10 protein-coding genes and 1 riboswitch are annotated in these 11,577 nt (G+C 71.5%); of the genes, 8 read left to right on the forward strand and 2 right to left on the reverse strand.

The features are described from left to right. Nucleotides 1–28 precede the first annotated feature (28 nt). Nucleotides 29–385: a co-chaperone GroES gene (locus tag ACFV46_RS19095; RefSeq protein WP_361924552.1), complete on the forward strand. Its 357-nt coding sequence runs from the start codon at nt 29–31 to the stop codon at nt 383–385. Between the two features lie 48 nt (nt 386–433). After that, nucleotides 434–503: riboswitch (guanidine-III (ykkC-III) riboswitch) on the forward strand. 35 nt (nt 504–538) lie between these two features. Further along, a complete protein-coding gene (locus ACFV46_RS19100) occupies nt 539–859 on the forward strand; it encodes a DMT family transporter (RefSeq protein WP_385498932.1) in 321 nt (106 codons plus the stop codon). 22 nt (nt 860–881) lie between these two features. Here ACFV46_RS19100 and ACFV46_RS19105 read toward each other — a convergent pair whose 3' ends face one another. Continuing rightward, nucleotides 882–3,236, reverse strand: coding sequence for a transglycosylase domain-containing protein (locus ACFV46_RS19105; RefSeq protein WP_385498933.1), 2,355 nt, complete (start codon nt 3,234–3,236; stop codon nt 882–884). A gap of 233 nt (nt 3,237–3,469) precedes the next feature. Here ACFV46_RS19105 and ACFV46_RS19110 point away from each other — a divergent pair, with 233 nt between their 5' ends. Genes ACFV46_RS19110 through ACFV46_RS19125 form a run of 4 tightly spaced genes read left to right on the forward strand, consistent with a single transcriptional unit; the run spans nt 3,470 to nt 6,866 of the window. Then, nucleotides 3,470–4,270 carry an ABC transporter permease gene (locus ACFV46_RS19110; RefSeq protein ID WP_385498941.1) on the forward strand — a complete coding sequence of 267 codons (801 nt, stop codon included), beginning with the start codon at nt 3,470–3,472 and terminating at the stop codon, nt 4,268–4,270. Further along, nucleotides 4,263–5,084: an ABC transporter permease gene (locus ACFV46_RS19115; RefSeq protein ID WP_385498934.1), complete on the forward strand. Its 822-nt coding sequence runs from the start codon at nt 4,263–4,265 to the stop codon at nt 5,082–5,084. The genes ACFV46_RS19110 and ACFV46_RS19115 overlap by 8 nt, the downstream gene beginning before the upstream one ends. 9 nt (nt 5,085–5,093) lie before the next feature. Next, nucleotides 5,094–6,119, forward strand: a complete 1,026-nt coding sequence (locus tag ACFV46_RS19120; protein WP_361924558.1) for an ATP-binding cassette domain-containing protein — start codon at nt 5,094–5,096, stop codon at nt 6,117–6,119. A 33-nt stretch (nt 6,120–6,152) separates the two neighbouring features. After that, nucleotides 6,153–6,866: a DUF1707 domain-containing protein gene (locus ACFV46_RS19125; protein ID WP_361924560.1), complete on the forward strand. Its 714-nt coding sequence runs from the start codon at nt 6,153–6,155 to the stop codon at nt 6,864–6,866. Between the two features lie 48 nt (nt 6,867–6,914). Here ACFV46_RS19125 and ACFV46_RS19130 read toward each other — a convergent pair whose 3' ends face one another. Further along, on the reverse strand, nt 6,915–8,252 hold the full coding sequence (locus ACFV46_RS19130; protein ID WP_376726770.1) for an SGNH/GDSL hydrolase family protein: 1,338 nt from the start codon (nt 8,250–8,252) through the stop codon (nt 6,915–6,917). A 334-nt stretch (nt 8,253–8,586) separates the two neighbouring features. Here ACFV46_RS19130 and ACFV46_RS19135 point away from each other — a divergent pair, with 334 nt between their 5' ends. After that, complete coding sequence (locus ACFV46_RS19135; RefSeq protein WP_361924566.1) at nt 8,587–9,849, forward strand: DUF445 domain-containing protein; 1,263 nt, start codon at nt 8,587–8,589, stop codon at nt 9,847–9,849. 54 nt (nt 9,850–9,903) lie between these two features. Continuing rightward, nucleotides 9,904–11,430 (forward strand): MFS transporter, encoded by a 1,527-nt coding sequence (locus ACFV46_RS19140; RefSeq protein ID WP_385498935.1) that lies wholly within the window; start codon nt 9,904–9,906, stop codon nt 11,428–11,430. The last annotated feature ends 147 nt before the right edge of the window (nt 11,431–11,577 follow it).

Consider the following 11,577-nt stretch of genomic DNA (forward strand, 5'->3'; position numbering starts at 1 on the left):
AGGCGGCAGAGGCAGGTAGGTTCGAGGCGTGAGCGCCAACAGAAACGAGCACAGCACCCACCACGACAAGCTGCCCATCCGGATGCTGCACGACCGTGTACTCGTGCGGCAGGACACCAGCGAGGGCGAGCGGCGTTCCGGTGGCGGCATCCTGATCCCCGCGACGGCCGCGGTGGGCCGCCGGCTGGCCTGGGCCGAGGTCGTCGCGGTGGGGCAGAACGTACGGACCGTGGAGACCGGTGACCGGGTCCTGTTCGACCCGGAGGACCGGGCCGAGGTGGAGGTGCGCGGTGTCGCGTACGTGCTGATGCGCGAGCGCGATCTGCACGCGGTGGCCGCCGACCGGTTCGAGGGGTCGGAGGACTCCACGGGGCTCTATCTGTGAGAAGACGGATCGGGGGGCCGGTGACCATCGTCACCGGCCCCCCTTTTCGTGGGCTTGCTAGCGTGGGGGGAGCCCGACGAGACGCGCCGTACCGGGATGAAGGCAAAGACGACGCACCGGTTCCCTGTCGTCTCGTCCCGGAAGGTGCCTGTCATGGCCTGGGTTCTGCTCGTCGTCGCCGGTCTGCTCGAGGTCGCCTGGTCGGTGGGCGTGAAGTACACCGACGGTTTCACCCGGCTCGTCCCCAGCCTGTTCACCGGCGCGGGCATCGTCGCGAGCATGCTGCTGCTGTCGTACGCGGCCCGGTCGCTGCCGATCGGTACGGCTTACGGGGTGTGGGTCGGCATCGGCGCGGCCGGTGCCGCGGTGGTCGGCATGGTGGTGCTGGGGGAGCCGGTCACCGCGGCGCGGATCTTCTTCGTGTGTCTGCTGCTGGTCGCCGTGGTGGGGCTGAAGGCGACCAGCGGCCACTGAGAGAGGCTTTCGGGACACGACCTCAGGGTCTGCGGGTCGGGAAGCCGGCCGTGGTGCCCGTCGTGCCCGCTCCGCCGGTGTCGGTGCCGCCGTCCTGGCCGGTGCTCGTGCCGCCGTCGGGGCCGCCGGGTCCGCCGGCGCCTCCGTCGGTGGTCCCGCCGTCGTCCGTGCCGCCGTTCTGGCCGCCGTCGGTGGTGCCCCCGTCGTCCGTGCCGCCGTCGCCGCCACCGTCCTGGCCGGTGCTGGTGCCGCCGTCGGGACCGCCGGGCGTCTCGCCGCCGGTCTGGCCCTCGGTGCCGGTGCCGGACGTGGGCTTCCCGGAGGGGCCGTCGTCCTCGTCGCCCTCGTCCTCGTCGCCCTGCGTCGGGTCGGAGGTGGGGTACTGGGGGACCTCGGCGTTCTCCTGGAGCTCCAGGTCGAAGTCGGTGACCGGCTTCCCCTTCAGGGCGGCCTTCGTGTACTGGGCCCAGATCTCGGTGGGCGCGCCGCCGCCGTTGATCCGGTCGAGGCCCATGACGCCGTACAGCGACTTGTGCTTGGCGGTGACGGGGTCCTGGCCCATGACGGCGACGACGGTGGCGAGGTCGGGGGTGTACCCGGCGAACCAGGCGGCGGTGTCCTCCTCGGCGGTGCCGGTCTTGCCGGCGGCGGGGCGGCCGGCGGCCTGGGCGGCGGTGGCGGTGCCGCTGTCGACGACGCTCCGCAGGACGGAGGTCGTGGTGTCGGCGGCTTCGCGGGTGACGGCCTGGGAGGGCTTGCGGTGGGGCATCTCGACGACCTCGGCGCCGTCCTTGGTCACCTTCTCGATCATGGTGTAGGTGCCGCGCTTGCCGTGGTTGGCGAGGGTCGCGTAGGCCTCGGTCATGTCGAGGACGCTGGCGGTGGCGGTGCCGAGCGCGATGGAGGGGTACGGCTCCAGGTCGGGGGTGGCCGTGGGCAGGCCGAGCTTGACGGCGGTGTCCTCGACCTTCTGCGGGCCGACGTCGACGGCCATCTGCGCGTACACGGCGTTGACGGACTTGTTGGTGGCGGAGCGCACGGAGATGTCGCCGTAGGAGACGTCGTCCTCGTTGGCGGGGGCGTAGTACTTGCCCTGCCAGCCCTCCACGGGGCGCCGGTTGGTGCCGTCGTAGATCGTGTTGGGGGTGATGGGGCGGCCGTCGCGGGTGGTCGACTCGTTCTGCACGGCGGCGGTGAACACGAACGGCTTGAAGGTGGAGCCGACCTGGAAGTCCCGGCGGGTGGCGTTCGGGGTGTACTGCTTGACGTAGTCGACGCCGTTGTACATCGCGACGACCTTGCCGGTCTTGGGGTCGACGGAGGCGCCGCCCGCGCGGACGTAGCCGTCGACCTTGCGCTTCTTCGGGTCGAGCCGGGACATCAGCTTGTCGTCGACGGCCTCGACGAAGGCGTCCTGCCGCTTCTTCTGCAGGGTGGTGGTGATGCGGTAGCCGCCGAACTCCAGGTCCTCCTTGTCGACCATCTTGTTGCTGATCAGGTAGTCCTGGACGGTTCGCACGATGTAGCCGCGCTGGCCGGAGAGGCCGGTGGAGGTGGAGGACTCCTTCGGCATGGGGAACTTCAGCCCGGCCCGTTCTGAGGCGCCGAGCCAGCCCTTGGTGACCATGCCGTCGAGGACGTAGTTCCAGCGGGCGACGGCGCCGGCCTTGTTCTCCGGGTGGGCGACGACGTCGTACTCGCTCGGCGCGTTGACCAGGGCGGCGAGGTAGGCGGCGTGGGCGGCGTCGAGGTCCTTGGCGTCCATGCCGTAGTAGGCCTGGGCGGCGGCCTGGATGCCGTAGGAGTTGCGGCCGAAGAAGCTGGTGTTGAGGTAGCCCTCGAGGATCTCGTCCTTGCTCTTCTCGCGGTCGAGCTTGATCGCGATGAAGAACTCCTTCACCTTGCGGGTGACGGTCTGCTCCTGGCGCAGGTAGTAGTTCTTGACGTACTGCTGGGTGATCGTGGAGCCGGACTGCTTGCCCTTGCCGGTGGCGGTGTTCCAGGCGGCGCGCAGCATCGCCTTGGGGTCGACGGCGGACTCGGTGTAGAAATCGCGGTCCTCGGCGGCCAGGATGGCGTGCTGGGCGGGCTTCGACATCTGGGCGAGGGTGACGTTCTCCCGGTTGACCTTGCCGTCGCGGGCGATCACGGAGCCGTCGGCGTACATGTAGACGTTGGCCTGCTTGGTGGCGAGCGCGTTGGCCGGCGGGATCTTGACCAGGGAGTAGCCGAGGAGGAACAGTCCGGCGAGCAGCAGGACGCCGATGACGAAGGTGCCGAGGACCATGCGCCAGGTCGGGATGATCCGTCGCCAGCCCGTCCGCCGGGGTCGCTTCTGCTTCCCGGCCGGCTGCTGCGGCTGTGGCTCTTCGCTCATGTCGTGCTCGGACTCCTGATTCACGTCGTACTTCCCGTACGCCCTCGTACGCCTGCTGCGCCCCCATTGAAGACTCTCGCGCCGGGTGTTCCGTTCCCGGAACGGCGCGCGTGTTGGGGGAAAGTGAGCTGTTTCTCGCCTCAGGGTGCCCCGGAAATCCGCTGGCAGGCCGCATCGGGCGGCCAGTAGGCTCCTGCGCTTCGGTGCCGGTGCGGGTGAGGAGGGCCGTGGATGTGGGCGCGGGGCGGTTGTACCTGGCCGTCGCGGCGGGTGGTTTCCGGCGGTATGCGACGTACCGGCTGGCCACGGCGGCCGGGGTGTTCACCAACACCGTCTTCGGTGTGATCCTCGTCTTCACCTACCTGGCGCTGTGGGAGGAGCGGCCGGGGCTCGGCGGCTACGACCAGGCGCAGGCGGTGACGTACGTGTGGCTGGGGCAGTGCCTGTTCGCGACGCTGGCGATCCAGGGCGGGGGCGCGGAGAGGGAGCTGATGGAGCGGATCCGCACCGGGGAGGTCGCCGTCGACCTGTACCGGCCGGTGGATTTGCAGCTGTGGTGGCTGGCGGGGGATCTGGGGCGGGCCGCGTTCCAGCTGCTGGGGCGAGGGGTGGTGCCGTTCCTGTTCGGGGCGGTGTTCTTCCCGATGGCGCTGCCCACGGACGTGACCCGGTGGGCGGCGTTCACGGTGACGCTGCTGCTGGCGGGGGTGGTGAGTTTCGCGATCCGCTATCTGGTGGCGCTGAGCGTGTTCTGGCTGCTGGACGGCGCGGGGGTGAACCAGGCCCTGATGATCGCGGGCATCTTCTTCTCGGGCATGGTGCTGCCGCTGAACGCGTTCCCGGGGGCGTTCGGCGAGGTGGTGCGGGTGCTGCCGTGGGCGGCGCAGCTGCAGATGCCGGCGGATGTGCTGATGGGGGAGACGTCGGTGGCGGGGGCGCTGGCGTTCCAGGCGGGCTGGGCGGTGGTGCTGCTGGCGGCGGGGCGGGCGCTGCAGTCGGCGGCGACGCGGCGGGTGGTGGTGCAGGGTGGCTGAGCGCGGCGCGGTGTGGGAGGGGCTGCGGGCCTACCGGCTGATCGCCGGGATGTGGGTGCGCTCCAGCATGACGTACCGGACGTCGTTCGCGGTCACGGTGGTGGGCAACCTGCTGCTGACCGGGCTGGACTTCGTGGGCATCCTGCTGATGTTCTCGCAGGTGGACAGGTTGGGCGGCTGGGCGCTGCCGGAGGTGGCGTTCCTGTACGGGCTGTCGGTGACGGCGTTCGGGATCGCGGATCTGGTGCTGGGCTCGATGGACGCGCTGGGCACCCGGATGCGGGACGGCTCGTTCGACGTGCTGCTGGTGCGTCCGGTGCCGGTGCTCGCGCAGGTCGGCGCGGACCGTTTCGCGCTGCGCCGGCTGGGCCGGATCACGCAGGGCCTGGCGGTGCTGGGCTGGGCGCTGTCGGCGGTGGACGTGGAGTGGACGGCGGCGAAGGTGCTGCTGGTGCCGGTGATGGTGCTGAGCGGTGCGGTGATCTTCGGCGCGGTGTTCGTGGCGGGGGCGGCCTTCCAGATCGTCGCGCAGGACGCCGCCGAGGTGCAGAACGCGTTCACGTACGGCGGGACGACGCTGTTGCAGTACCCGCCGACGGTGTTCGGGAAGGACCTGGTGCGCGGGGTCACGTTCACGCTGCCGCTCGCCTTCGTCAACTGGGTGCCGGCCGCCCATGTGCTGGGCCGGCCGTATCCGGTGGCGCTGCCGGGGTGGACGGCGTACGCGTCACCGCTGGTCGCGGCGGTGTGCTGCGCGGCGGCGGGGCTGGTGTGGCGGTCGGGCCTGCGGGCGTACCGGAGCACGGGGAGCTGAGGAACGGGCATGGGTGACGAGGCGTTCGAGGGCGACGAGGCGTTCATCGAGGTCGACGGGGTCGAGAAGGTCTTCGACGTCCGCCGCAGGACGGGTTTTCTGAAGCGGGAGCGGCGGCGGGTACGGGCGGTCGACTCGATCTCCTTCCGGGTGGCGCGCGGCGAGATGGTGGGCTACATCGGGCCGAACGGCGCCGGGAAGTCCACGACGATCAAGATGCTGACCGGCATCCTGACGCCGAGCGGCGGCCGGCTGCGGGTGGCCGGGATCGATCCGTCCCGGGAGCGGACGCGGCTCGCGCACCGCATCGGGGTGGTGTTCGGGCAGCGGACCACGCTGTGGTGGGACCTGCCGCTGATCGACTCCTACCGGCTGATGCACCGCATGTACCGGATCCCGGACGCCCGCTACCGGGAGAACCTGGACCGGCTCGTCGAGCTCCTCGGTCTGGAGGACCTGCTGGAGGTGCCGGTGCGCCAGCTGTCCCTCGGGCAGCGGATGCGCGGCGACGTCGCGGCGGCGCTGCTGCACGACCCGGAGGTGCTGTACCTGGACGAGCCGACGATCGGCCTCGACGTGATGTCGAAGGCCAGGGTGCGCGCGTTCCTGCGGGAGCTGAACGCCGAGCGGGGTACGACGGTGCTGCTGACCACGCACGACCTGCAGGACATCGAGCAGCTGTGCTCGCGGGTCATGGTCATCGACCACGGGCGGCTGGTGTACGACGGGGCGCTCACCGGGCTGCACGAGGTGGGGGAGAGCGAGCGGATGCTCGTGGTCGACCTGGAGCGTGAGCTGCCGCCGATCGAGGCGCCCCCGGCCCGGGTGGTGAAGGTGGAGGGGCCCCGCCAGTGGCTGGCCTTCCCGGCGTCCGGGTCGGCGGCGGAGCTGGTGGCGCGGGTCGCCGCCGACCATCCGCTGGTGGACCTGTCGGTGCGGGAACCGGACATCGAGGCCGTCATCGCCCGCGTGCTGCACAGCCCGGCGGAGCCTCCCGAGGCGCCACGGGAGGACGTGGGACGGGTCATCTCGTAGCTTCGGGGCGGGAGTTGCTCGTAGGCTGCTGTCATGAGCGACAACGCCCCGGAGCTGCGCGCCTCCGACGCCGACCGTGAACGGGTCGCCGACGTCCTGCGGGACGCCCTCGCGGAGGGGCGGCTCGACATGGAGGAGTTCGGGGAGCGGCTGGACGCCACCTACCGGGCCCGCACCTACGGCGAGTTGGAGCCGCTGACCCGGGACCTGCCGGTCGGCGCGGCGCCCGCGCCGAGGGTGGACATGGTCAAGCGGCCCGCGGCGCAGGACCGGTCGTGGGAGGGGCGGATCGTCGGCGGTGACGACTCCCCGGCGTGGGCGGTGGCCGTGCTGTCCGGGTTCCAGCGCAAGGGGCGGTGGACGGCGCCGAGGCGGCTCAACTGCGTGGCGTTCTGGGGCGGAGGGGAGATCGATCTGCGGGAGGCGAACTTCGCTGACCGCGAGATCGAGATCAACTGTGTGGCCGTCATGGGCGGCGTGCAGGTGATCGTGCCGCCCGGCGTGGAGGTCGTGGTGCGCGGCATCGGTGTCATGGGCGGCTTCGACCACCGTGAGGACGGTGTCCTCGGCGAGCCCGGCGGGCCCCGGGTGATCGTGTCCGGGTTCGCGTTCTGGGGCGGGGTCGGTGTGGAGCGCAAGCTGACGCGCGCCCAGAAGCAGGAACTGCGCGAGGAGCGCCGCCGCGAGAAGCTGGAGCGCAGGGCCGGCCGGCGCGAACTGCCGACGCCGGGCTCCGACGGGGACTGAGCGCGGTCGGGGCAGGGGCGGCCACCGGGTCCGTCCCTGCCCCGTCGCTCACAGCTCGGCGGGGGCCGCGCCCTTCAGCAGGCGGAGGTCGAAGCTCTCCGCCATCCGCTGGTAGCCCTTGTCGCTGGGGTGCAGATGGTCGCCCGAGTCGTAGTCGGCGCGGAACCGGCGCGGGTTGTACGGGTCGCGCACCGCCGCGTCGAAGTCGACGACCGCGTCGAAGACGCGCCCGGCGCGGATCTGCGCGTTGATCTGCTGCCGTACCTGCTCGCGGGCGTCGGTGTAGCCGCGGTGGCCCTGGAAGGGCATCAGGGTCGCGCCGATCACCTTCAGGCCGCGGGCGTGGCCCTGGCGGACCAGGGTGCGCAGCCCGTCGAGGATGCGCTGCGGGTCGGCGACACCGGGGTTGCGCAGGATGTCGTTGACGCCGAGGTCGATGACGACGACCTTGACGCCGGTGCGGGAGAGCACGTCCCGGTGGTAGCGGCCGAGCCCGGCCTGGTTGTCGGCGGGGCGGCCGGTGCCGCTGGCGAGGATCTGGTTGCCGCTGATGCCCTGGTTGACGACGCTGTAGCGGGGCAGGTCCTGGCCGGCCGCGATCGCGGTGCGCAGCCGGCGCGCGAGGACGTCCGTCCAGCGGCGGTTGGTGTTCAGCGTGGACGTGATGCCGTCGGTCAGCGAGTCACCGAAGACGACGACGGTGCCGGCGGACTCGTTGCTGAGGACGTCCACCGCGGTCAGGTACCGCCAGGACGTGACCTGCCCGGTGTACGCGGCGCCGGTGGTGTCCTCGGTGAGGTCGCCCTCGCCGACGTAGCTGGTCTGGCGGGCGTGCGGGTGCCAGGTCACCGGGCCCGACGGGGTCGGCGAGTACGTGGTGACCAGCACGTCGGAGTCGGCGGGGATCGCGATGCGCACCGCGTCGCTGAGCACCTGCTGCCCGGGCGGTACGACGACGGTGGTGCTGCCGCCGAAGGTCAGGCGCCGCATGGTGTCCGCGACGGCGGCCGGGGTGCCGGGGCCGGCGGCGACGGCCATCGACGCGTGCGTGATCGTCAGCGCCGACTGGCCGTAGAGATTGGACAGCGTGATCCGGGCACTCGTACCTCCGACGCCGACGTGCACGACGTTGCGCAGGGAGCGGCCCACCAGGCCCTCGACCTCGGTGCCCGGCTCCGCGCCGGCCGGGGACGCCGACCAGGCGCCGACCCACAGGCCGGTCGAGGCGGGGGCGGCGGGGCCGCGCCCGGTGCCGCGCTGCGCGGGGGCGGTCTTGCCGGTGGCGCTGCCGTGGTCGGCGGCGACCCCGACGTACAGGGCGACGGACAGGGTGACGATCAGTGCGACCATCGCGGCGAGCAAGGCATAACCGTTACGCCTGGTCATGCGGTGCGTTCTCCTCGGACGGATGGGAGCCCGAGGCTCCGATGTGATCACCTCATGATGCGTCATAAGGCGGAAGGGAGTTGCACAGACCCCCCATTGGGCCGCCCGGAGTGCTCCGGAGTCGTCATCGCTCTCCCCCCGAGAACAGACGCCGGGAACTCCTGATTCGTTCCAGGAGTAGGTCGGGAAGGGACAATGTGTGCGGGGGATCACGGACGGGCGGAGCGGAATGGAACGTACGAATCCGGAGGAATCGGGAACGCGTGGCGTAGAGGAGCATGCCCGGCCGCAGGCTCCCGGTAACCGGGACGTGCCCGCGGCGGCCGTCCGCGCCATGACCACGTTCACCGCCGCCGACGAGGAGAAGCGGCGCGGCGTACGGCGGATGAAGCTCACCGCGACCGGCCTGCTGCTGTTCGTGGCGCTCGTGTACGTCCTCGCCGAGGTCGCCTCCCACCACGGCGCCGGCGCCTGGGCCGACTACGTCGCCGCCGCCGCGGAGGCCGGCATGGTCGGCGCCCTCGCGGACTGGTTCGCCGTCACGGCCCTCTTCCGGCACCCGCTGGGCCTGCCCATCCCGCACACCGCGATCATCCCGAACAAGAAGGACCAGCTCGGCGTCTCCCTGGGTGAGTTCGTCGGCGAGAACTTCCTCTCCGAGGCAGTCGTACGGCAGCGGCTGCGCGCCGTCGGCATCGGCAGCCGGCTCGGCGCCTGGCTCGCCGAACCGGACCACGCCGACCGGGTCACCGCCGAGCTGGCGACCGCGCTGCGCGGCGCCCTGACCGTCATGCGGGACTCCGACGTCCAGGCCGTCGTCGGCGAGGCCATCACGCGCCGCGCCGACGCCCGCGAGATCGCGCCCGGTGTCGGCAAGATGCTGGAGGGCGTCGTCGCCGAGGGCGGCCACCGGCGGGCCGTCGACCTGATCGTGGCCAAGGCCCACGACTGGCTCGTGCTGCACGGCGACGACGTCATGGGGGCCGTGCAGGGCGGAGCGCCCGGCTGGACGCCGAGGTTCGTCGACCGCAAGGTCGGCGAGCGCGTCTACAAGGAGCTGCTCCGCTTCTGCGTCGAGATGCGGGACATGCCCTCCCACCCGGCGCGCGGCGCCCTCGACCGGTTCCTCATCGACTTCGCCTCCGACCTGCAGTCCGACACCGAGACCCGGGCCCGCGTCGAACGGCTCAAGGGCGAGGTGCTGGCCCGCGGCGAGGTGCAGGACCTGATCGCCTCCGCCTGGACCGCCGTACGCTCCATGATCGTCTCCGCGGCCGAGGACGAGCGCAGCGAGCTGCGGCTGCGCGTGCGGTCCTCCCTGCTGTCCCTGGGCGCCCGGATGGCCGCCGAGCCGTCCATGCAGAACAAGGTGGACCGCTGGGTCGAGGACGCCGCCGTGCACGTCGTGACGACGTACCGCGCGGAGATCACCTCCCTGATCACGGACACCGTGGCGGGCTGGGACGCCGAGCACACCACCCGCAAGATCGAGGCGCACATCGGACGTGATCTGCAGTTCATCCGGATCAACGGCACCGTGGTCGGCTCGCTGGCCGGACTGGTGATCTACACGGTGGCGCGGGCGCTGGGGGCGTAGATCCGCCGTTTCGCGGGCACTCGACGAGCGTTCCACTCGCCGAGGAGGGAGCCCATGAGCACGGCACAGGCCGAGAGCGGCCGCACGATCACCACCGACATCCCCGCGAGACTCGACCGGCTGCCGTGGTCCCGCTGGCACTGGACCATCGTGATCGGTCTCGGGACCGTCTGGATCCTCGACGGCCTGGAGGTCACGACCGTCGGGAACATCGCGCCCCGCCTGTCCGAACCGGGCAGCGGACTTCCCATCTCCTCCGGTCAGGTCACCGGTCTGGCCGCCGCGCTCTACGTGGCCGGAGCCTGCATCGGCGCCCTGTTCTGGGGCCGGCTGACCGACCGCTGGGGACGCAAGAAGCTGTTCATGATCACGCTCGCGGTGTACCTGGCCGCGACCGCGCTGACCGCGTTCAGCTTCCACACCTGGTGGTTCTTCCTCTTCCGCTTCCTCACCGGCTTCGGCATCGGCGGCGAGTACGCGGCGATCAACTCCGCGATCGACGAGCTGATCCCGGCCCAGTACCGGGGCCGCGTCGACCTGATGATCAACGGCAGCTTCTGGCTGGGCGCCGTCGGCGGCGCGCTGCTGTCGATCGTCGCCCTGAACACCTCGATCTTCCCCGCGGACGTCGGCTGGCGGCTGACCTTCGCGCTCGGCGCCGTCCTCGCCCTGGTCATCCTCGTCGTACGACGGCACGTCCCGGAGAGTCCACGGTGGCTGCTGATCCACGGCAGGGACGACGAGGCGGAACGCATCGTGAGCTCCATCGAGAAGAAGGTGGAGGCCGGCCGGGACGAGCCGCTGCCGCGCGCGGAGGGCGAGATCACCATCCGCCAGCGCCGCAGCGTCACCTTCATGGAGATCGGCCGCACCGTCTTCGCCAAGTACCGCAGGCGCGCCACCCTCGGCTTCGCCCTCTTCATCGGCCAGGCGTTCCTCTACAACGCCATCACCTTCGGCTTCGGCGCGATCCTGACCCAGTTCTTCGACGTGCCGAGCGGCAACACCGGCTACTACTTCGCCGTCATCGCGGTCGGCAACTTCCTGGGGCCGCTGCTGCTCGGCAAGCTGTTCGACACGGTGGGCCGGCGCGTGATGATCTCGTCGACGTACCTGCTGTCCGGGCTCCTGCTGTTCGGCACGGCGTGGCTGTTCGACCGCGGCTCGCTGAGCGCCACCACGATGACCGCCTGCTGGTGCGCGGTGCTGTTCTTCGCCTCGGCCGGTGCGTCCAGCGCCTATCTGACGGTCTCCGAGGTCTTCCCGATGGAGACCCGGGCCATGTCCATCGCCTTCTTCTACGCCCTCGGCACCGCGGCGGGCGGTATCAGCGGCCCGCTGCTGTTCGCCAAGCTCACGGAGACCGGCGTGGTCGGCGACACGGTCCTCGCGTTCCAGATCGGCGCCGGGCTGATGTGCGCGGCCGGCCTGGTCGCGGCGTTCCTCGCCGTGAATGCCGAACGCCGGTCCCTGGAGGACATCGCCAAGCCGCTGTCGGCGGTCGCCAAGTCGGCGCGCGAGGGCGCCCGCCCGGCGACGTCGCCCGGAGCGGCGGAGGCGACGGGGACGACGGGGCCGTAGCGGTACCGGTCCCTGCGCCGTCCATGCAACCAGGAGGCGGGGGGGGCCGGCGGGGGCGGCGGCCGCCCCCCGCGCCGGCGGGGGGTGAAAAAAAACCACCCCCCCCCCCCCCCCCGCCCGCGGGGGGGGGGGGAGGGGGGGGAGTGG

The organism is Streptomyces sp. NPDC059852 (genome assembly GCF_042731455.1).
Classification (GTDB): domain Bacteria; phylum Actinomycetota; class Actinomycetes; order Streptomycetales; family Streptomycetaceae; genus Streptomyces.